The organism is Flavobacterium succinicans (assembly GCF_001662485.1).
GTDB classification, from domain to species: domain Bacteria; phylum Bacteroidota; class Bacteroidia; order Flavobacteriales; family Flavobacteriaceae; genus Flavobacterium; species Flavobacterium succinicans_A.
The window spans coordinates 191102-214360 of sequence record NZ_JMTM01000053.1 but is presented as its reverse complement, the minus strand read 5'-3'; the positions used below and the strand labels follow the sequence as shown (position 1 = coordinate 214360).

The following is a 23259-nucleotide window of genomic DNA, read 5'->3' as shown; positions in this document are numbered from 1 at the left end:
CTTCATTTTTATTATATCGTTTTCGTAGATTGTTGTTTGTTTAAACTAAGGATAACCATCAATTTGAAGTTAATTGCTTAATTTTGCATCTATTAAAAATGCATTAAATTTAAGCACATGGCCTTACATACAATCAATCCAACCCAAACGGTAGCTTGGGAAAAATTACAAAAGCATTTTGCTGAATTAAAATCAGTTACATTGCAAGAGTTGTTTCAGAAAGAGACTAACAGAGCTGCGCAATTCAACATCATTTGGGAAGACTTTTTATTAGATTATTCCAAAAATAATATAGATAAAGAGACTATTCAGTTATTAGTCGAATTGGCTAATGAATGTGGTTTGCAATCGGCTATTTCAGATTATTTTGAAGGGGCATTAATCAATCAAACAGAAAATCGTGCAGTTTTGCATACGGCACTTAGAGCCAAAGCAGATACAGTTATAAATGTTGAAGGAGTAAATGTGATTCCTGAAGTCTATGAAGTAAAGGCGAAAATAAAAACCTTTACGAATGAAGTGGTTTCAGGCATTCGAAAAGGGTACACCGGTAAAGCTTTTACAGATATTGTAAATATTGGAATTGGAGGTTCGGATTTAGGACCCGTGATGGCAGTTGAGGCTTTGCAATTTTATAAAAACCATTTGAATGTTCATTTTGTTTCGAATGTTGATGGGGATCATGCTAATGAGATTATCAAAAAATTAAATCCAGAAACGACTTTGTTTGTAATTGTATCAAAAACATTTACGACACAAGAAACGTTGACAAATTCCGAAACCATCAGAAAATGGTTTTTACAATCGGCTACACAAGAAGATGTTGCGAAACATTTTGTAGCGGTTTCTACCAATATGCAAAAAGTTACCGAATTTGGAATCAATCCTGATAATGTATTCCCAATGTGGGATTGGGTTGGAGGCAGATTTTCGTTATGGAGCGCTGTAGGTTTGTCTATTAGTTTAGCCGTTGGATACGATAATTATGAAGCTTTATTAGGTGGCGCCAATGAAATGGATGAACATTTTAAAACCACTACTTTCGAAAATAATATCCCTGTTATTCTAGGTTTGTTGAGTGTTTGGTATAATAATTTCTTTGGTGCTGAAAGCGAAGCCTTGATTCCGTATACGCAATATTTACAAAAATTAGCGCCTTATTTACAACAAGGAACGATGGAAAGTAATGGTAAAAGTGTAGGAAGAGATGGTAAACCAGTGAATTACCAAACAGGTACCATAATTTGGGGAGAACCCGGTACCAATGCACAACATGCTTTTTTTCAATTAATTCATCAAGGAACTAAATTGATTCCTTCTGATTTTATTGGTTTTGTAGAACCTTTGTATGGCGATTGGAATCATCATGACAAATTAATGTCTAATTTCTTTGCTCAAACCGAAGCACTATTACATGGTAAAACCGAAGCTCAGGTACAAGCAGAATTTGATAAGCAAGGACTTGCTGCAGATAGAGCTTCTTATCTTTTGCCTTTTAAAGTTTTTACTGGAAACAAACCAACCAATACAATTTTGATTCAAAAGCTTACTCCAAGATCTCTTGGTGCTTTGATTGCGATGTATGAGCACAAAATTTTTGTACAAGGAGTTGTTTGGAACATTTTTAGTTTTGATCAATGGGGAGTGGAATTAGGAAAACAATTGGCTAATTCTATTTTAGAAGAAATAGAAACAGAACAAGTGAAAAACCACGACAGTTCAACTTCTTTTTTATTGAATCACTTTCTTAAGAATAAGAAAAATTAGGTATAAATAATTTCAATTTACAAGTCTCGGCAGGTTTTCTGCTCGAGACTTTTTTTTTGGAATATGATAGGTTAAAAAAGAGGAGGATGGTTTGGCTGTTTTTTTTGAAAAGCTATTTTCTTTTTAAAAATTTTAAGTTTTGCATGAAGAATTAGGTTTTTTTTAAGAGGTCTAATTGCCAATTTTATAAGTGAACCATAAAATACTTTACGTAAAAAAGTGTAGGGTAGAATTTAGACTTAATTTTTGATTCAATAGGCTGTTAAATTAACATAAAATACGGGTAATATATTAATAATAGTCGTTTTAAGATAGTGTTAACCCTAGTTAACATTGGCTTAACATTGCGCCGTTTTTAATGACTGAATTTTGCAAAAAAATGATTTTTAAAGAGAACAACACAAAAAAACAATGAAGAAAATTAAGAATTATGTGCTATTTTGCTTGATGGTTTTTGCTTTTTCAACGGCATTTTCACAAGGAAAAATTACAGGAAAAATTAAAGATAATGACGGCTCATTACCAGGAGCTAACATTGTGATTAAAGGATCGTCAATAGGGACAACAACTGATTTTGATGGTAGTTTTGTTTTGACTACAACGGCAAGTTCAGGGGAATTAGTTATTTCATACCTTGGGTTTGAAACCAAAACTGTTCATTTTTCAGTTTCTAATGGTGCCACTAAGGATATTGGAGCGGTACTGTTAACTTCAAATTCTAATGAACTGAAAGAAATTGTTGTAAAAAGCTCCGTGATTGATGTTGCTAAAGACAGAAAAACACCAGTAGCGGTATCAACAATTAAAGCGGCTGAAATTCAAGAAAAATTGGGGTCCCAAGAATTTCCTGAAATTTTGGCGAACACACCTTCAGTATACGCCACTAAAGCAGGCGGAGGTTATGGCGATTCCAGAATTAATATTCGTGGGTTTGATCAAAAAAATATCGCAGTAATGGTAAATGGTATGCCGATTAATGATATGGAAAACGGTGCAGTGTACTGGAGTAACTGGGCAGGTTTGTCTGATGTAACTTCGGCCATGCAAGTGCAACGTGGTTTAGGATCTTCTAAATTGGCCATCTCTTCGGTTGGGGGTACTATAAATGTTGTAACTAGAACTTCAGACATGAAGGAAGGTGGGTCTTTGGTTACAGGATTTGGTAATGACCTATACTTGAAATCAACCGCAAGTTATTCTACTGGGGTATTAGAAAATGGCTTATCGGCTTCTGTATTGTTTAGTCGTACTTCAGGAGATGGATATGTGGATGGAACAAAATTTGAAGGATATAATTATTTTGTTGGTTTAGGTTATAAAACCGCTAATAAAAAACATGATTTTCAATTTACTTTTACGGGTGCCCCACAATGGCATAACAAAAGAAACACAGCGCCTACTATTGGAAATTACTTAAAATATGGGGCAAACGGGCAACCGAATATTAAATACAATTCTGATTGGGGATACTTAAATGGACAGGAATTTAGTTTTAATACCAACTACTATCATAAACCTGTAATGTCTGTAAACTGGGATTATGACATTAACGAAACCACTAAAATGTCTGCTGTAGTCTATGGGTCTTGGGGTCGTGGCGGTGGAACCAATGGTACGGGTGCCATTGCAGGAAACAGGCAATTTCATGATGCGTTACGAACTCCGGAGGGCTTAATCAATGTGGATTTAATCCAAGCGTACAATTCAGGACAAACTGTAACTATTGGCGGAAAAACATTCACAAGAGCGCAAGTAAATGGTGCTTATGAAAGTACTGGTTCTACTGCTAATAATGCCACCAACGGGATTAGTCAAATTTCTAATGTTAATTCACACGACTGGTATGGTGGAGTATTGAATTTGAATAAGAAATTATCTAAAAATTTCACGCTTGATTTTGGGGTAGATGCAAGAGCTTACCGCGGAATGCATTACCAAACCCTTACTAACTTGTTGGGTTCTGATAGATATTCTGATAATAGTAATGTAAATAATGTGAATGCTTCTGGAGTTCAAATTCCTAATTTAATTTATAATACTGTTTCAACGAAACCAAGTTGGAATCCATTTTTTAGTGAAAGCAATCAACCGAAACTTGGTTTCAATAATGATGGATTGGTGAAATGGTATGGTGCATTTACACAATTAGAATATAGTAATGATAATTTAACGGCTTTTGTTCAAGGAGCTGTTTCGCAACAAGGATTTCGAAGAGACGATTTCTTTAAATATGAATCCAATTCTGATTTGTCTTCTACAAATTACGAAAATATTTTAGGAGGAAATATTAAAGGGGGAGCCAATTACAATATCAATGAGCAACATAATGTATTTGTAAATGCAGGATATTATTCGAAACAACCTTTCTTTAATGCCGTTTATCCAAATAATGCTTCAATAGTTAATGACAACCTAACCAATGAAAAAGTTGTTGGATTGGAAGCCGGCTATGGTTTTCGTTCTCGATTTTTTAATGCCAATGTAAATGTGTATCATACTACTTGGAAAGACAGATACCAAAGAGCTTCAGATCAAGCGGTAGATAATCAAGGAGGCTATTATGATTTCTCTGGTATTACACAAGTACACACAGGTTTTGAGTTAGAAGCTAATGCTAGAGTAACCCCAAAACTAAAAGTAAACGGTATGTTCTCTATTGGAGATTGGCAATATGACGGGAATAGTCAAAGCAGACGATTTGATATCTCCAATAACCCCATTGGTGGAGGATCAACAAGTATTTTGTATTTGGATGGTGTAAAAGTTGGTGATGCTGCGCAGCTAACCGCTTCTATTGGGGCTACTTATGAAGTGTTCGAAAGATTTAAGGTAGATGCGAACTATAGATATTCAGATCGTTTGTATGCTTCTATCTCACCAGATAAGTTTACACTAGCTGATAACAAAGGATCATTGCAATTGCCTTCTTACGGCTTGTTGGATATGGGAGTATCTTATAAATTATTAGTTGGGAAACATAATGACAAATCATTCAACTTTAGATTAAATGTAAACAATGTTTTAGATAAAACGTACATTGCTGAATCTAGAACCAATATTTTTGCTAATGATATTGCTTCAGGAGGTAAAACCTATGAAGAATTAGGAAGAACGTATCAAGGTGTTGCAGATGGTAATCAAGTATTCTTTGGCTTTGGAAGAACTTGGAACTTCAGTTTGATCTATAATTTCTAAATCCGTAAAAAACAAATTTTTTAACCGCTTCATTTGAGGCGGTTTTTTTATGCTATATATCGATCCATAGGATTCTGATTTTTGTTTCAATATAAGTTAAGTTCCAATTTCTTTCATTGCGACCTGTGCAAATGATAGCTCCAAGAGAAGTTGTATAAGGAGCTGAAATTAAATAAGGTATTGTTGATTTTAGTGATTTTTATTTCTAGCAATTACTTACAAAAAGCATCATAAAAATAACCTTATACATTATGATTATATATGTAGGAATTGAGCTGTTTTGAATCCTATTTTAATCTAGTAGGTTGTGATTTCACATTTAATTTCACTTTTTTTGATCATAGATTCATTATTGCTTCACTTTTTTTTATTTTTTCAAATGGTTCTATATGTTATAAGTGTAACAAATTGATGATTTTTATCCATTTTTTATTAGGCATTTTGTAGTATTTAACAAAAAAACGATAAATAATCTAATTGTTTGTAAATCAACAGACGTATTAATCATGTTAACATTGGCTTAACATAAAATAATCCTAAAAGTTAGAATTTTGCCAAGAATATTAATCAAACCAAAAAGCATGAGAAATCTATTCAAGTTATTTTTATTATTTGCATTTTTTGTGTTTTCAAATCCAGATGTTTATGGACAAGGAAATACGACCTCTTCTATTAATGGTGTAGTCTTTGATGATGAAAAGAATCCACAACCATTGCCAGGAGCAACAATTTTGGCGGTACATACACCATCAGGAACTCGATACAGTACAACTACTGATTTTACTGGGAATTACAGAATTTCTAATATGAGAGTTGGGGGACCTTATGAGGTTACTATATCTTATGTAGGTTTTAAACCGTATAAAGATAATGATATAAATCTTCAATTAGGAGAATCAAAAAGTATCAAAGTATCTTTAGTGAGTGATTCTAATGAATTAAAGGAAGTTGTAGTTAAGTCTTCAAAAGATAATACTTTTAATTCTAAAAGAACAGGTTCTCAGACAGTTGTAGATTCTAGAAAAATTAATGCTTTGCCATCGCTTTCTAGAAATATTTCTGATTTTGCTAGATTGACACCACAAGCTCAATTAAGAGGTGATGACGTGCTTTCTATTGGAGGACAAAACAATAGATTTAATGCAATTTATATTGATGGTGCGGTAAGTAATGACGTTTTTGGTTTAGCTGCAAATGGTACAAATGGAGGGCAAACTGGGGTTAGTCCTATCTCTATTGATGCAATTGAGCAGTTTCAAGTAAGTGTTTCTCCTTTTGATGTAAAACTTTCTGGATTTGCAGGTGGAGCTATTAGTGCAATCACAAGATCTGGTACAAATAATTTCGAAGGTTCTGCTTATTTCTTGAATAGAGATGAAAATTTAGCAGCAAAAACTCCGCCATCCTTGGCAGGAACAAATGGGAGACAAAAATTAGCAGATTTTTCTGCACAAACTTATGGAGTTCGTGCTGGTGGTGCAATTTTGAAAGACAAGTTGTTTTATTTTGTTAACTATGAAAGACAAGATAATGAAACGCCGCAACCTTTTGATATTGCAACTTATACAGGAAGTATTGGTGGGACGCCATTTAATCCTCAAACTGCTTTAACAAGAATTGAGCAATTAAGAACAAAGTTAGCTACATATGGTTATGATCCGGGTTCATACGAGAATAATGTGAGAACTTTGGTAAGCGATAAGTTAATTGCAAAATTAGATTGGAATATTAATGATAATCATAAATTGTCCGTTAAACATAGTTATGTTAAAGCTAAAAACTTTTCTCCTAATAGATCTTCTGCTACAGCGATTAGCTTTTTAAACGGTAGTCAGTTATTTAATTCAACAACTAATTCCACAGCATTGGAATTAAGCTCTAAATTTGGTAATAAATTTTCAAATAATTTAGTAGTAGCCTACACGGGAGTTCGTGACAATCGTGATGCATCAGGTTCTCCTTTTCCAACGGTTCAAATAGTAGATGGACCAGGAAGTATTTTCTTTGGAGCAGAGGCTTCTTCAACTGCTAATTTGTTAAACCAAGATGTGTTAACAATTACTGATAATTTTGAGATACAATCAGGTATTAATACGATAACTATTGGTACACACAATGAATTTTCTAAGTCTAAGAATGTTTTCTTTAATAATAATTTTGGGTCATATAGATTCAATAATTTAGATGATTTTTTAAATGATAGAAAGGCTAATAGATATCTTTTAAATTATTCATTGATTGGTGGTGATGGAGATAATTCTCTTGGTGCAGCAGAATTTGGAGCCAAACAATTTGGTGTATATATTCAAAATGAAATGAAAGTGTCAGATAATTTTAGGTTTACATTTGGACTTAGACTTGATATGCCAGTTTGGGAAAATGGTTTAGTAAATGATGATTTTAATAATCGTACAGTTGGGTTGTTGCAAGCTGCAGGTAAAGATCTAAAAGGGGCTCGAGTAGGGCAAGCAATTGCAAATACAGTGCATGTTGCGCCGCGTTTAGGGTTTAACTATGATGTAAATGGCAATAAATCAACCCAGATTAGAGGAGGATTAGGGGTATTTACTTCGAGATTACCACTTGTTTGGCCTGGAGGAACTTACAATAATAACGGAATTACACAGGGTTCAGTACAATTAACTACAGCAGCTACAGTACCGACATTTAATCCTAATCCAACAGTTGGTAGTCAAATGACTGGACTTCCAGCATCTGTACCTCGTCCAGGTAGTGGCGGTAAAGGAGGGAATATAGACCTTTTTGCAAAAGATTTTAGATTACCTCAAGTTTTTAAATCAAGTTTAGCAGTTGATCAAAAACTTCCTTTTGGTTTTGTTTTAAGCTCTGAAATTACTTATAATGCTAATATTTATGCAATTAAGTACGAAAATTTAAATATAAGATCAGCGTCTAGTAATTTAACTGGGTCTGATACAAGGCCTCGTTATAATGGAAATAATAGAGTAGATAATACATATTTGGGAGTATATTTAGCCTCTAATACAAGCGAGGGAAGTGCTTACAATTATTCATTTACTTTGGCTAAAAATTTCAGATCTGACTTTATAGATGGAAGTATTTCAGGAACTTATTCTTATGGTAAATCAACAGTTTTAGTTGATGCAACTTCTTCTCAAAACAGTTCACAGTGGAATTTTACAGAAACTGTTAACGGAGCTAATTATCCAACCATTTCAAGATCTGATTTCGATCAAGGGAGAAGAGTAGTGGTTAATGGAACTGCGACATTTAAATGGTCTAATTTTACCAAAACTACTATCGGCGCATTTTATGAAGGAGCTCAAGGTACTCCATTTAGTTATGTGTATAATGACAATGGTCGTTTATTGCAAGACACATTCCAAAATTCAGCTTTAATTTATGTACCTGCAAATAAAAGCGAGATTAATTTGGTGACGGTTTCTGGAAATACGTTAACGCCAGACCAACAATGGGAAGCTTTAAGTGCCTTCATTGAGGGTAATAAATATCTAAGAAGCAGAAAAGGAAATTATGCTGAAAGAAATGGTGATCGTTTAAAAACGAGTCACATTGTGGATTTAAAAATTGCACAAGATTTTACTATTAATGTTGGTAAAAAGAAACATACTATAGCATTTACTGCAGATATATTTAACTTTACAAACTTGTTAAATAAAAATTGGGGAAAACGTTATTTTGTAAGTAATGATCAAGTGTTGTTATTACAACAAGTTGGCTTTGTTACTGGAACAAATACACCAACTTTCAATTATAATCCGTCAGTGGCTAACAATATTAACCAAGTAGATGACGTAGGACTTAACTCTTCTAGATGGCAAATCCAAACAGGTGTTCGTTATACCTTTAACTAATGTCTGATTTTTAAATTCTTAAAAAACCCTCATTCAAAATGATATGAGGGTTTTTTTTACCTCTTTTTTTCATATATTTGAAATTCTAAAACAGATAAAATATGTACGAATTTATACAAAAATTTCACTCAGGCTGGGCCTACTTAGTTTTGTTGATTTTAGTAATAGCTGTGGCTAATGCGCTAATAGGCTTTACTTCCAAAAAAGAATTTACTGCAAAAGATCGTAAAATAGCCTTGTTTGCTTTGATTTTTACTCATTTTCAACTCGTTATTGGTTTGGTAACTTATTTTGTTTCTCCATTGGGGCTAGCTTCATTCGGACAAATGTCTGATAAAGCCTTACGTTTGACTTCTTTAGAGCATCCTTTAATTAATGTTATCGCAATTGTCTTAATTACTATAGGTTGGTCAAGACATAAAAAATTAACTGATTCTTCAGCTAAATTCAAAACCTTTGCTTTGTTTTATGGTATTGGGCTACTTTTAATCTTAAGTAGAATACCTTGGTCATTGTGGCTTTAATTTTTAAAACTACTGGACAATTGATTCAGTATCTTTTAAATCAATATTAATTTAAAAAAGTTTGCATGAAAAAATTATTAGCGATGCTTTTTTTATTGACAATCATTGGATTGGTATATGGTCAAGGGTCTTCAGCTGTAAAAGAAAAAGGAACCATTAGCAAGGACACGATAAAAAAAGATAAAACCAATCTTTTACCATCAACAACGATAAAAGATACCGTTTTTGAGCCTAATGTAAAATATGTCCTGTATAAAAAAAATGGTCATGCCTCCTATTATGCTGATAAGTTTCATGGGAGAAGGACAGCAAGTGGTCAGCGTTTTGACATGCATAAAATGACAGCAGCTCACAAGAAGCTTCCATTTGGATCAAAAATTAGAGTAACTAATGAAGCCAATGGAAAGTCCGTAATTGTTGAAGTCAATGACAGAGGCCCCTTTGTTAGATCGAGAGAAATTGATTTGTCTAAAAAAGCATTCATGGCTATTGCATCATCTAAAGGATCAGGTTCAATGAAAGTAACGATTGAAACTATTGTGAAAAAATAGCATATCATTTCAAACCAAGATTAACATATGTAAGGGCAAATCACAAACAATAATGAATTGCTCTTCCTAAATTAAAGCCTAGAATTTTTATAGTTCTGGGTTTTTTTATGATCTATATTGAGCTTTTGTTTTACTGTTTTTGAATATATTTGACCTATGGATACTACTACTTTTCAACGAAAAATTATTCATATTGATATGGATGCTTTTTATGCGTCTGTAGAGCAAATGGATGATCCATCATTGAAAGGTAAGCCAATTGCAGTTGGTGGGAATGAAAATAGAGGGGTGGTTTCAGCAGCTAGTTATGAAGCTAGGAAGTTTGGCGTTCGAAGTGCCTTAAGTGGTGTTTTAGCCAAAAAATATTGCCCTGAATTGATTTTTGTACGGCCACGATTCGATCGATATAAAGAAATTTCCAAACAAATTCAGCGCATATTTTATGACTATACGGATCTTGTGGAACCTCTTTCTTTGGACGAAGCTTATTTAGATGTAACTTATAACAAAAAAGGTAATCCAAGTGCGACTTTGTTAGCGAAAGAAATCCGAACGCGTATTTTGAATGAAGTAGGGCTGACCGCTTCTGCTGGAATTTCTGTGAATAAATTCATTGCAAAAGTAGCAAGCGATTTCAACAAACCCAATGGGCAAACAACCGTTAGTGGTGATGAAATTATTCCGTTTCTTGAAAATTTACCCATTCAAAAGTTTTATGGAGTAGGCAAGGTCACTACCGAAAAAATGTATCAATTGGGTATTTTTACTGGATTAGATTTGAAACGTAAAGATCTCCAATTTTTAGAACAGCATTTTGGTAAATCTGGGAGTTATTACTACAATGTGGTAAGAGGAATTCATAATAGCCCAGTTCAGCCCAAAAGAACTACTAAATCGGTTGCAGCAGAGCATACTTTCGATGTGAATTTGTCTTCTGAAATTTTTATGCTCGAACAATTAGAAAGTATTGCTGCTCACTTAGAAAAAAGATTACAAAGACATGCTATTTCTGGCAAAACCATCACCTTAAAGATTAAATACAGCGATTTTTCGCAGCAAACAAGGAGTAAAACGATGCCTTATTTTGTGTCGGATAGAAATTTAATTTTTGACATAGTCAAAGAGCTGCTGTATCAGGAACGATTAAAAGAGTCAGTGCGGTTATTGGGGATCGCGCTGAGTAATTTAAATACAGAACAAAAAAAAACGGTAGTAATTCAACTTCAATTTGATTTTTAAAATTTGATGACGTTCAACAACAGTTAAATGATAAAAATTGTATCGGTAGGTTTTTTAAATCAGTTACATTTGACAAATTAAATTACTTGAAAATGGTGAATATCAGTGATTATGAAAATGCTAAAGCCAAGTATTTTAATACTTTAGCTTTGAAAACAACTACGATTTTATCAATGAGTTTTCATGAAGAATTTTTGGGAAATGTTAAAAAATCTTTTAGTGATTTTAATCGATTACATACTATTTTGCCTCAAAATACTTCTGAATTAAACAACGAAAATTTAAGGAATTCCCTTTTAGACGAAGTAGTTGTAGTAACTGATGTTAATTTAAAAATTGTTTTTGCGTCTAATAATTTAACAAAAATGAATGGCTATACAGAAAAAGAAGTTTTAGGAAATAGCCCCAAAATGTTTCATGGCGCGAAAACAAACCAATTGATTTCAAGGCAGATTCGTGAAAAAATTGATCAAAAATTGCCTTTTGAATCCAAAGTTATTAATTACAAAAAGAATGGAAAAACCTACGATTGTTTAATTAGAAGTTATCCTGTTTTCAATAAAAAAGGAGTGCATACTCATTTTATAGCTTTTGAACAATCCTTATAAATAAAGCTGTCCATTTCGAACAGCTTTATCTCTTTTTTGAACAAATATTTTTGATTCTTCATGCCCTGTTTTCTTTGATGAAGTTCCAAAAAGTATTGTATTGATATTTCTAAAGTTTTCTCCAAAATTACTTTTGGGAACAGCTTATCTTCTTTTTTTAAGGCGCTGGATCTGGAATTTTTGCTTGAACACCATCAATCGCTTGCAATATTTCTTCGCTTAAAGTCACGTTAATCGTATCGATATTTTCTTTCAGTTGTTCCATTGTTGTGGCACCAATAATCGTACTAGTTACAAAAGGTTGTTGCTCAATAAAAGCCAAAGCCAATTGCGTTAGGGTCAATCCGTTTTGCTGCGCAATTTCGTGGTACAAACGCGTAGCGGCAGCGGATTGTTCGCTATTGTATCTTGAAAATTGAGGAAACAAATTGATTCTTGCGTTAGGATGTGCTTCGCCCGTTAAAAATTTACCCGATAACACCCCAAACGCCATTGGCGAATAAGCCAAAAGCCCCACGTTTTCTCTGATTCCAATCTCTGCGGAGCCATTTTCGTACAAACGATTCAACAACGAATAAGGATTTTGAACCGTTTTGATTCTTGGCAAATTATGGTATTTACTTTCTTCCAAAAAGCGCATGATTCCCCACGGCGTTTCATTCGACAATCCGATATGTTTTATTTTTCCTTGTTGGATAAATCCGTTCAATGTTTCTAAAACTGCGTGAATGTTGTCTTCCCAAGCATCGTCCTGTGCTTTAAAACCGCGTTGTCCAAAAAAATTGGTTTTACGTTCTGGCCAATGCAACTGGTACAAATCGATATAATCCGTTTGTAGACGAAGCAAACTTTGGTCTAAAGCATATTGAATACTCGCTGGAGAAAAATCATTTTTTTCGCGCATGTAGGTAAAGTTCGGATTTGGCCCAGCAATTTTTGAAGCCAAAACTACCTTGTCTCTATTGCCTGTTTTTTGAAACCAAGTTCCTAAAATACGTTCGGTGCTACCATAGGTTTCTTGACGCGCTGGTACGGAGTACATCTCGGCAGTATCAAAAAAGGTAACGCCTTGTTCTAAAGCATAGTCCATTTGAGCGTGTCCTTCGGCTTCTGTATTTTGTTGACCAAAAGTCATGGTGCCTAAACAAATTTTACTGACTTGAATGTCAGTATTAGGGAGTGTGGTATATTTCATTGATTTGATAATTAAATTTAAAGCATTCAAAGATAAAAATTAGCTGCCGTTTAAAAATTCGACATTCGTTAATTTTAACACAAAAGGGTTTAGCCTTAATAAAGTTTTTATTGTTCTATTTACTACAAAACATTAAATTTATGGCGATAAGAAATCATATGGGAAAAATAAGTTCATTTGAAATTGTCATAGCCATTTTAGTATATGGTGTGCTTTTGTTATTTACTGCATCACAAATTGTAAAAAAAGAGAAAAAATATGGACTCCCTATTTGGTTATTTATCATAATATTCTTCCCTGTTCTTGGTATTATAAGTTATTACATCAAAGGATTTTTAAATAAAATATCTGCTTAACACAAAAGGCTCACCAATAAAACGGAGAGCCTTTTGTGCCTTTTCTAAAGACTAGCTTTTTTCTAAAACTCGTTTAACATTTTTGAGATTTCGTCTAAACGTGGCGTCAGAATGATTTCAATTCGGCGATTTTTGGCTTTACCTTCGGCAGTCGCGTTACTCATTAAGGGAGCATATTCGCTACGACCAGCTGCTGTTAGGTTTTGCTTGTTTACTTTTTTGTTTTCGCTCAAAATAGCTACTATAGCGGTGGCTCTTTTGGTAGACAAATCCCAGTTATCCTCGATGGGTCCTGAACCTTTGAAACCGTCATCGTCTGTATGTCCTTCGATTAAAACAGCAATATCTGGATTGTCACCCAATACTTTGGCTACTTCTACCACTGCTTTTTTTCCTTCGGAACCTACGGCCCAACTCCCTGAATTGAACAATAATTTGTTCTCCATAGAAACGTAGACTTTTCCGTTTTTTTGCTCAACGGTCAATCCTTTTCCTTCAAAACCATTCAACGCTTTGGAGAGTGTATCTTTTAGTTTTTTCATTGCTGCTTCTTTGGCTGCAATCAAATCTTCAAGTTCTTGCAAACGTTGAGCACTTTTGCTTAAACGTTCTTTTTCTATAGCTAAGGCTTTACTTTTGGCATCGAGTTCAGCTAGAAGTTCGTGATTTTTTTTCAAGTTGGTTTGCAACGCTTCGCCACTGTTTTTTTCTAATGCTGCATACGAATCTTGAAGTACTTTGTATTTGTTTATTGCAGCAGTATAATCGGCCTTTAGTTTTTCTAAATCGGATTTGGTTTTGTTTAAATCTGTGGTTAGCTTTTCTTTTTCGGATTCTAATTGTGTTTTTGCTTTTTGCAATTCTTCATTTTCATTGGTTAAGTCGGCTTGCTCTTTTTGAAGATTGGCTAATTTATTTTCTAGCTCGTTGTAGATTTTTTTGGACACGCAGGAACTGGTTAAAAGTAGCAATGTTAGTCCCAGGATGGTTTTTTTGATCATGTTGTTTATTTTGAGCTTTGTTATTTTTGTGACAATTGTTGTTTTTGGCACCATGCCCTAGCCCTGATGGGAACGGCATCCTTGCTGGGCGGGGTTCGCCCAGCAAGATATAGTGGACAGCAGGATTAGCTCCTAAAAATTATTCTATTTCGACCAAAATAGGGCAATGATCGGAGTGCATAGCGTCTGGTAGAATAACGGCTCTTTTGAGTTTATGTTGTAGGGAGTCGCTCACCAAGTTGTAATCGATACGCCAGCCTTTGTTATTGCCGCGAGCTCCGGCTCTGTAGCTCCACCAGGAATACTGATGTGGCTCTTGATTGAAATGACGGAAACTGTCGATGAAACCTGAGTTGATGAATTTATCTAACCAAGCGCGCTCTTCTGGTAGGAAGCCTGAAACGTTTTTGTTGCGAATGGGATCGTGAATATCGATGGGTTTATGGCAAATGTTGTAGTCCCCGCAAATAATGAGGTTGGGAATTTCTTTTTTTAATTCGTCTATGTATTGATGAAAATCATCCATGTACTTGAATTTGTGGTCTAGTCGCTCAATATTCGTTCCCGAAGGCAAGTACAAACTCATTACGGAGCAATCATCGAAATCAACTCTAAGGTTGCGTCCTTCGAAGTCCATATGCTCGATTCCGGTTCCGTAAGTCACTGCATTGGGTTTGATTTTGGACAAAATAGCTACGCCAGAGTACCCTTTTTTGGTAGCCGAGAAATAGTATTGGTATGGATACCCTGCTTTTTCGATATCGGCTACGGGTATTTGATCTTCATTGGCTTTTATTTCTTGAAGGCAAATAACATCTGGATTGGCTTGTTGTAACCATTCTAAGAACCCTTTGGTGATGGCAGCGCGAATTCCGTTGACGTTGTAAGAGATGATTTTCATACGAGATGTATTAAATTTCTTTATAAAAAAATGAACAAAAAGATGGTTTTTGCTTACATTTTATCTTATTTCAAAATAAAAAAGTAAGATTTTTGCGGATTTCAAAAGTAGTAAAAAAGTAGAAGATTGTTTGAATAAACCCGAATAAATTAGCCTTTTTTTCTATCTTTGCGTCTTGCTTTAAAACAATAAAGAAATGGGTTTAGTTACCGCAAAAGAAGTTGCAAAAGCAATAAATACGGATAAGTACGGTGTTTTTGGTACTTTCTCGGGTTGGTTGCTGATGAAAGTTTTGAAAATCTCTACGTTAAACAAAATCTACGACAGGAATAAACATTTGAGTGATGTTGAATTCTTAAATGCTATATTGGATGAGTTTCAAATTAAGTTTGAAATACCAAAAGAAGACTTTAAGCGATTACCAAAGGATGGTGCCTATATTACGGTTTCAAATCATCCTTTAGGTGGAATTGACGGAATATTGCTGCTGAAATTAATGCTCGAAAAAGAGCCTAATTTTAAAATTATTGCCAATTTTTTATTGCACCGCATTGACCCCATGAAGCCTTACATCATGCCGGTTAATCCTTTTGAAAACCACAAAGATGCCAAATCTAGCGTAGTAGGAATCAAAGAAACGTTGCGTCACTTGAAAGACGGAAAGCCACTGGGGATGTTTCCTGCAGGAGAAGTTTCTACCTACAAAGATGGAAAATTAATGGTGGACAAACCATGGGAAGAAGGTGCATTGAAAGTGATTCGAAAAGCGCAAGTGCCAGTGGTACCTATTTATTTTCATGCCAAAAACAGTAAATTGTTTTACTTCTTATCGAAGATAAACGATACGCTAAGAACCGCTAAATTACCTTCGGAATTGTTAACTCAGAAGAAAAGAGTCATCAAAGTACGTATTGGTAAACCGATATCTGTGGCAGAGCAAAATGAGTACGAATCTATTGAAGAATATTCAGAGTTTTTGAGAAAGAAAACCTATATGTTGGCTAATCCTTTCGAAAAAGACAATAATTTCTTGAATACCAATCCACTTAAAGGGAATAAAAGTCCAAAGAAAATTGTCACTCCAGCCAATAGTGAGAAATTGATTCGAGAGGTAGACAATCTTAGAAAATTAGATTGTAGACTCTTGCAAAGTAAAAATTACGAAGTGTTTTTTGCAAAAGCCAAAGACATTCCAAATATTCTTCATGAAATTGGTCGATTAAGAGAAATTACTTTTCGAGAAGTAGGAGAAGGAACCAATGAGTCTATCGATTTAGACAAATACGACCAATATTATCGTCATCTTTTTTTATGGGACGATGAAACTAATAAGATTGCAGGGGCCTACCGAATGGGATTGGGTTGTGAGATTTATCCAAAATATGGCATGGATGGATTTTATTTGAATGGTTTGTTCCGCTTTGAGCCCGAATTACACGAAATGCTTCATAAGTCCATCGAAATGGGGCGTGCCTTTATCATTAAAGAATACCAACAAAAACCTATGCCTTTGTTTTTGTTATGGCGCGGAATTATTCATACGACCTTGCATTATCCAGAGCATAAATATTTGCTTGGTGGAGTGAGTATTAGTAATCAATTTTCGGATTTTTCTAAATCGCTGATGATTGAGTTTATGAAATCACATTATTACGATCCATACATCGCACAATATGTTCATCCGAAAAAAGAATACAAAGTAAAACTAAAGGATGCCGACAAAGATTTTGTCTTTAATGAAACCGATGCTGATTTGAATAAATTTGACAAAATTATTGACGAATTGGAGCCAGGTGTATTGCGTCTTCCTGTTTTGATTAAGAAATACATCAAGCAAAACGCTAGACTCGTTGCTTTTAACGTTGATCCTCTTTTTAATAACGCTATAGATGGGTTGATTTACATTCGTATTGAAGACATTCCAGAAAGTACCATGAAACCGGTTATGGAAGAATATCAAGCCGAATTAGAACGAAAAATGAACGACAAAGAAGAATAGAATAAAAAAAAGACACTGCGAAGTGTCTTTTTTTATACATAACAATATACTTTATAATAATAATCCTTTTGATTTAGCTTCTTTTACAAGCTCTTCGTCTGTCGCATCTTTAAGCTTTAACAGTACTTTCATATCTTCCATTCTTCGTAGAATCGCACTTGAGGGAATTGGGACATATTGAGGGATATCGGCTATTTTAGTTCCTTTTGATAATTGAAATAAAATATTTTTATCAAACTGATCGATTTCGATGGTTACATGCTCTAATTTGCTAATCATTTCTAGTACAGACTGGCTATAATATTTTTGGTTTTTAATGACTTTATCAATAGCAAACAGTAATTCATCAAAAGTTAGATCATTTTTTATCACCAATCCAATGGGATTAATGGTTTTGATAATTGTTTTTATTTTTAAAATTTCGGTGTACATTGTTAGCAAGATAATTTTGCAATCTGGCATGTGTTCTATTAGTAGTTTTGCCAAATCTTCCCCAGAAAAAATCCCTTTTTCTTCGTAAATCGGCATGCTAATATCCAGAAATGCGATATCGAAGGGCTTTGTTTCTGGATTTGTTATTACTTCATAACCTGACTGACAATCTTTGGCTTGGGTGATCAAAAACTCATATTCGGTAGGACGGTAACGGGTTATTGCATTTTTGTACCCTTGAATAATAAACGGATGGTCGTCTGCAATAAAAATATTTTTGATGCAAAGGTCGTTGTTGTTGGGTATTGTATTCATTATTACGTTTGCTTTTTATGTTCAATGGGTACTTCAATAGTTAAAGCTGTTCCTTCTCCTTCTTTTGTTTTAATCTCTAATTTACCTTTACATTCTTTGGTTCTGTATTCTATATTTTGTAAACCAATACCTTTTTTAATTTTTTTAAGATTAAATCCCACGCCATTGTCTTGTATAGAAAGCTTAATCATCTGATCTCCCTCCATTACAAAGCTAACCGTTATTAACTTAGATTGTGCATATTTATTGCAATTTTGTAAGGCTTCTTGAACGATTCGGTACAAGTTAATTTTGATTTCATTAGAAATACCTTCCCACTGAATGTTTTTATCTAAGTAAAAAGTTATTTTAGTTTTAAAAGCTTTTCTTTGATTTTCGATAAGATTCGTGAGAATCACGACGAAGTTATTAATTAATTCTGTGTTTTCTCTATTTAAATCGTGTGAAATTTCTCGAATATCTTGTTCGATTTGTTTTAATTCAGCTAAATATTCCAATCTAGTTTTTATAGCATGTTCATCCTGAGCATTATTCATGGTATCAAGATTCATTCTAACCCCAAACATTTTTCCCAAAACGCCATCGTGCAATTCTCTAGCGACTCTTTTCTTCTCTTTAGTTCGATTGTCATCAATAGTTTTTTGCTGTGAAATCATCAAATTATAAATTTCACCATTGGCTATTTGTTGCTGTTCTTTAAACATCAATAGTCGGTGCTTGTTGCGTAGAGAGACAAAAATAAAGGTAAAAATACTCATTAAAGTCAAAACACTGAAAATATAAAATAAATTTCGGTTTTGTACGACCAAATCAGTGTTTTCGCTTTTAATTACATCGGTTTCATACTCAATTCGAGAGAATTTTTCTCCCATTTTTCGTTCTGCTTTTTGAAGACTGTCATTGATATGAATGTATTCTTTGGAATAAAGCGATGCGTTTTGCGGTTCAACAACTCCCATTTGTTTTAAAGCGACCAAAACGTTTCTAAAATTTTTGTCTTTACGGGCAGAGGAAAGTGCTTCTCTGGCATATCGAACCGCTTGTAGGCTATCATTATGGTAGCTATAATATTCTGAAAGGTGGATTTTATTGGCAACAATGCCAGAGGTTAGTTTCAGACTATCTCTTAATTTTAAAGAGTTTAAAAATAATCCTGGAAGGTCTTTCTCTTGTTTAAGCTTGAATCTTGAATAAGCTAAATTGTCCAAAAGCATAGCATACAAGGACGGCTTATCGTATTTTAGATTTTTTTGTCTTAATCCTTCTTGATAGTACTGTTGAGCTTTTTGGTAATTTTTTAGATTCTGGTATACATATCCAATGTTATTTAACGAGGTTGCTTTGGATTGATAAACAGAGGGGATTTTATAATCTGTAGCATTTACTAGTGCTTTATTATGATAATCAATTGACTTGTCATATTCCTCTAAATCATTATATAAGATTCCTAATAAATTATATAATTCATACGTTAAATCATCCGCTTTATGATACTTTAAGACCCTTAAAGCATTAAAGACAGATTTTTCACTTCCTAATAAATCACTTTCTGCGTATTGTAAATTAGCCTTATTTAATCTCGTTCGTGCGACATTATATCCATCGTTTTTTAACAAATAAAATTTTTCAGCTTTATAATAGTTTAAAAATGCACTATCAGACATTAATTTTGAACTGTAATAATCTCCTTTATATGTATATGCCTTTGCTAAACTCAATGTGTCTTTTGCTTCAATACATTTATTTAAAATGAATTCTACAGTTTTTACATAATTAAATGAATCATCCATATTATAGAATCTGTTCGCAACTTTAAACAAATTGACCCTAGTTAAAGAATCATTTGAATAATTGGATAATAAATCAAAAGCCTTACTATTATAGTCTTGCTTAATTTCAAAGGAAACTGTGTCTTGATTGGCAATCTCTAAAAATACTTTGAGACTATCTGTGCTAAAATTATCATCAATAGGTTCAATTTTTTTACTTTTTGAACAATTGACAAAAAAACAAACATAAACAATAATAATTAAGTTTTTGAATTTCAAAGCTTTTCGAATTTTATCAAAAATAGAAAAAGAATTGACATAAAAAAAGGCTAACAAATTTTGTTAGCCTTTTTTAAAAGTATTTTTATGTTTTAATCAACTTTTTTATTTCCTCCTGTAGATTGAGAACCATTTATATCAACCTTTTTATTTCCCCCTGTAGATTGTGAACCATTTATGTCTACTTTTTTGTTTCCTCCTGTAGATTGCGAACCGTTTATATCTAACAAATTTGTCCCTTTTTCAATTGTAGTTTTTTGCTCTGGTGTTGTAAATGAAGTTAATCCCATTACTAATGTAAATAATCCGATAGTTAAGATAGTTTTTTTCATAATTTGTGGCTTTATGTTTTTAATTTTATTTTACGTTTCTTTCCGATAATGTTCGGAATAGTTTTGTAAATCTAAGTAGCCACACGGATTTTTTCCTACACAAAAACACCTTTTTTGGTAGAATACAGTCATTTGTTAGTAAGTACTATTCAATATTGAGTAAGTGTATTGATTATCAGATTTCTACATAATTTTCTTTGGAAAAATCAGAAATAATTAGGTCAATATTAGTTTTATAGGACTTCGAAAACGGCAACTTTGTAGTGTTATTCTTAATGAAACACAGAGAGTTACCCATTTGAATACGGGAAATAAACTTCCGGTTTACGATGTAACTATTATGGATGCGAATGAAGGGAAAAGTTAAAATTGATTCGAAATGTTTTAATGTTTTGAAGGCGGTTATCATTTCGCCAGATTGTAAATGAATATCCGTAGAATTATTATCGGCCTGAAAATAGCAAATAGTATCGGCATTGATATAGCGATAGTCACCGTAGGATTTAATACAAATGATTAATGGTTTAAGTGTTAGGCTAGCAACAGGTGGTGAAATTTTTTTCTGTTCAGCATGAGTGTTTTGAATTGGTACTCCCGAACACGCCTTTTTTTTTAATTTATGAATCGATTTTACTATTTGGATGCTCCGCACGGGTTTTAAATAATAATCAAAAACACCATAGTCTATTGCTTCAAAAGCCCAATCTTTTTTGGTAGTAGTTATAATGACTTGTGGTAAAATAGATAAAAAACGATGTAACTCACTTATAAATGATAGGGATAGATTACTTTTTTTGTCTGAAGGGACAATTTCTAAGAAAATAAGATGAGGCTTTTTTTCTAGTACTAAATTCAATCCTTCTTCAAGTGAAAAAGCCATTCCTAGAAATTCTAAGCCTGAAATTCCATCAGCCGTAGCCTTGGTTTGTAAAGCACTTTCTTGTGAATCGTCAATAATAATATAGGTAACAGTCATTCAACAACGCTTATATTCAGTTTAGAAGTCGGTTGTCTAAATTCTAAATCTTTTTTTGCGGATTATTTGATAGTACACAAAAATACCATTTTAAACAAAAAACACAATTTAGACTTTTAAAATTAATGTAATCCTTTTTCTTTCCTTCATTTTGTTAAAATAAACCTTTAGAATGTTGATAGAAACAGATGAAATGCATAAAAATCCGATGAATTGCATTTTTGAATGACTCTTATGATGGTTATTAATTCTTTTACTCGCTTAACTAAAGCTTAAATACAAAAAAGACTTCTCGATTTGAGAAGCCTTTCTTTTTATAAATGGATAGGTGATTACATTTTCATCAACCAGTTTTTCATCGATACTTCATTTTCGATAATGGCTTTTAAATCTGCAATAGCTACACGGTCTTGTTTCATCGTATCTCTATGACGAATGGTTACCGTTTGGTCTTCTGCTGTTTGATGGTCAACTGTGATACAGAAAGGTGTTCCTAAGGCATCTTGTCTTCTATAACGTCTTCCTACTGCATCTTTCTCATCGTAAGACACATTGAAATCCCAACGTAAATCTTCAATGATTTGCTTAGCAATTTCTGGTAAACCGTCTTTTTTTACTAAAGGTAAAATAGCCGCTTTAGTTGGTGCTAAAACCGCTGGTAATTTCAAAACCGTTCTTGTTGAACCATCTTCTAAGGTTTCTTCTTTTAACGAAGTTGCAAAAACCGCCAAGAACATTCTGTCCAAACCAACTGAAGTTTCAACTACGTAAGGCACATAATTTTGATTCAATTCGGCATCAAAATATTGTAATTTTCTACCTGAATATTCTTCGTGTGCTTTCAAATCGAAATCGGTTCTGGAGTGAATCCCTTCTAATTCTTTGAACCCAAAAGGAAACTCAAATTCGATATCTGCAGCGGCATTGGCGTAATGCGCTAATTTTTCGTGATCGTGAAAACGGTATCTTTCTGCTCCTAAACCAAGCGATAAATGCCATTTCAAACGGGTAGCTTTCCAATGTTCGTACCATTGCATTTCTTCACCTGGACGTACAAAAAATTGCATTTCCATTTGTTCAAATTCACGCATACGGAAGATGAATTGTCTCGCTACGATTTCGTTTCTGAAAGCTTTTCCGGTTTGAGCAATTCCAAAAGGAACTTTCATTCTGCCTGATTTTTGAACATTCAAGAAATTCACAAAAATCCCTTGAGCCGTTTCTGGTCGCAAATACAAATCCATTGCCGTATCAGCAGAAGCCCCTAATTTGGTACCAAACATCAAATTGAATTGACGCACTTCGGTCCAATTACGTGAACCTGATTCTGGACAAGCAATTTCTAATTCTTCGATTAAGGCTTTTACATCTTCTAAATCGCCATTGCCCAAAGAACGTCCCATTCTTTCTAGAATTTCTCTTTCTTTGGCTAGATATTCTACTACTCTTGGATTGGTTGTAATGAATTCTTGCTCATTGAAAGCGTCTCCAAAACGAACTTTTGCTTTTTCGATTTCTTTCTTTGCCTTAATATTTAATTTTTCGGCATAATCTTCAATCAAAACATCAGCGCGGTATCTTCGTTTAGAGTCTTTGTTGTCAATCAACGGATCGTTGAATGCATCTACGTGACCCGAAGCTTTCCAAGTCGTTGGATGCATCAAAATGGCAGCATCGAGACCTACAATGTTCTCGTTCATCTGCACCATCGATTTCCACCAATATTCGCGTATGTTCTTTTTTAATTCAACTCCGTTTTGTGCATAATCATATACTGCACTTAAACCATCGTATATTTCGCTTGACGGAAAAATAAATCCGTACTCTTTTGCATGCGAAACTACATTCTTAAATAAATCTTCTTGTTTTGCCATAGTGTTGCAAAAATATAAAAAGTGCATTTAAAAAAAACAAAAATCAACAAGTTTGAATCATCATTTTGCTTATTTTTAGCATTAATTCC

The 23259-nt window shown here is 33.7% G+C and carries 17 protein-coding genes; 9 read left to right on the top strand and 8 right to left on the bottom strand.

The window, feature by feature from the left end; genetic code table 11:
• Positions 1 to 117: 117 nt before the first annotated feature.
• From pgi to FLB_RS09840, 7 genes are all read left to right on the top strand, one after another.
• Positions 118 to 1767 carry a glucose-6-phosphate isomerase gene (gene pgi / locus FLB_RS09870; protein ID WP_064715786.1) on the top strand — a complete coding sequence of 550 codons (1650 nt, stop codon included), beginning with the start codon at positions 118 to 120 and terminating at the stop codon, positions 1765 to 1767.
• Between the two features lie 411 nt (positions 1768 to 2178).
• On the top strand, positions 2179 to 4962 hold the full coding sequence (locus tag FLB_RS09865) for a TonB-dependent receptor (protein ID WP_064715785.1): 2784 nt from the start codon (positions 2179 to 2181) through the stop codon (positions 4960 to 4962).
• A gap of 581 nt (positions 4963 to 5543) precedes the next feature.
• Positions 5544 to 8819 carry a carboxypeptidase regulatory-like domain-containing protein gene (locus tag FLB_RS09860; RefSeq protein ID WP_064715784.1) on the top strand — a complete coding sequence of 1092 codons (3276 nt, stop codon included), beginning with the start codon at positions 5544 to 5546 and terminating at the stop codon, positions 8817 to 8819.
• A gap of 101 nt (positions 8820 to 8920) precedes the next feature.
• Positions 8921 to 9343, top strand: coding sequence for a hypothetical protein (locus tag FLB_RS09855; protein WP_064715783.1), 423 nt, complete (start codon positions 8921 to 8923; stop codon positions 9341 to 9343).
• Positions 9344 to 9408: 65 nt separating this feature from the next.
• On the top strand, positions 9409 to 9894 hold the full coding sequence (locus tag FLB_RS09850; RefSeq protein ID WP_064715782.1) for a septal ring lytic transglycosylase RlpA family protein: 486 nt from the start codon (positions 9409 to 9411) through the stop codon (positions 9892 to 9894).
• Between the two features lie 156 nt (positions 9895 to 10050).
• A complete protein-coding gene (gene dinB / locus FLB_RS09845; protein ID WP_064715781.1) occupies positions 10051 to 11133 on the top strand; it encodes a DNA polymerase IV in 1083 nt (360 codons plus the stop codon).
• 92 nt (positions 11134 to 11225) lie between these two features.
• Positions 11226 to 11741: a PAS domain-containing protein gene (locus FLB_RS09840; protein ID WP_064715780.1), complete on the top strand. Its 516-nt coding sequence runs from the start codon at positions 11226 to 11228 to the stop codon at positions 11739 to 11741.
• 157 nt (positions 11742 to 11898) lie between these two features.
• On the opposite strand, the gene FLB_RS09835 is transcribed toward FLB_RS09840, so the two are convergent.
• Positions 11899 to 12936, bottom strand: a complete 1038-nt coding sequence (locus FLB_RS09835; protein ID WP_064715779.1) for an aldo/keto reductase — start codon at positions 12934 to 12936, stop codon at positions 11899 to 11901.
• A gap of 140 nt (positions 12937 to 13076) precedes the next feature.
• Between FLB_RS09835 and FLB_RS09830 the strand changes: the two genes are divergently transcribed.
• Positions 13077 to 13292 carry a PLDc N-terminal domain-containing protein gene (locus tag FLB_RS09830; protein ID WP_064715778.1) on the top strand — a complete coding sequence of 72 codons (216 nt, stop codon included), beginning with the start codon at positions 13077 to 13079 and terminating at the stop codon, positions 13290 to 13292.
• A 62-nt stretch (positions 13293 to 13354) separates the two neighbouring features.
• Here FLB_RS09830 and FLB_RS09825 read toward each other — a convergent pair whose 3' ends face one another.
• Positions 13355 to 14293: a flagellar motor protein MotB gene (locus FLB_RS09825; protein WP_064715777.1), complete on the bottom strand. Its 939-nt coding sequence runs from the start codon at positions 14291 to 14293 to the stop codon at positions 13355 to 13357.
• A gap of 139 nt (positions 14294 to 14432) precedes the next feature.
• On the bottom strand, positions 14433 to 15194 hold the full coding sequence (locus tag FLB_RS09820; RefSeq protein ID WP_064715776.1) for an exodeoxyribonuclease III: 762 nt from the start codon (positions 15192 to 15194) through the stop codon (positions 14433 to 14435).
• Positions 15195 to 15390: 196 nt separating this feature from the next.
• Between FLB_RS09820 and FLB_RS09815 the strand changes: the two genes are divergently transcribed.
• Complete coding sequence (locus FLB_RS09815) at positions 15391 to 17193, top strand: GNAT family N-acyltransferase (protein WP_064715775.1); 1803 nt, start codon at positions 15391 to 15393, stop codon at positions 17191 to 17193.
• Positions 17194 to 17244: 51 nt separating this feature from the next.
• Here the strand turns inward: FLB_RS09815 and FLB_RS09810 are convergent, their stop codons facing one another.
• The 5 genes from FLB_RS09810 to FLB_RS09790 all read right to left on the bottom strand — a co-directional run bounded on the left by FLB_RS09810 (position 17245) and on the right by FLB_RS09790 (position 23170).
• Positions 17245 to 17940: a response regulator gene (locus tag FLB_RS09810; RefSeq protein ID WP_064715774.1), complete on the bottom strand. Its 696-nt coding sequence runs from the start codon at positions 17938 to 17940 to the stop codon at positions 17245 to 17247.
• 2 nt (positions 17941 to 17942) lie between these two features.
• The gene (locus FLB_RS09805) at positions 17943 to 19988 is read right to left on the bottom strand and encodes an ATP-binding protein (protein ID WP_064715871.1); all 2046 of its coding nucleotides are present in this window, start codon (positions 19986 to 19988) and stop codon (positions 17943 to 17945) included.
• A gap of 92 nt (positions 19989 to 20080) precedes the next feature.
• The gene (locus FLB_RS09800) at positions 20081 to 20320 is read right to left on the bottom strand and encodes a hypothetical protein (RefSeq protein ID WP_064715773.1); all 240 of its coding nucleotides are present in this window, start codon (positions 20318 to 20320) and stop codon (positions 20081 to 20083) included.
• Positions 20321 to 20495: 175 nt separating this feature from the next.
• Complete coding sequence (locus FLB_RS09795) at positions 20496 to 21296, bottom strand: LytR/AlgR family response regulator transcription factor (protein WP_064715772.1); 801 nt, start codon at positions 21294 to 21296, stop codon at positions 20496 to 20498.
• A gap of 332 nt (positions 21297 to 21628) precedes the next feature.
• On the bottom strand, positions 21629 to 23170 hold the full coding sequence (locus FLB_RS09790) for a glycine--tRNA ligase (protein WP_064715771.1): 1542 nt from the start codon (positions 23168 to 23170) through the stop codon (positions 21629 to 21631).
• Positions 23171 to 23259 lie beyond the last annotated feature (89 nt).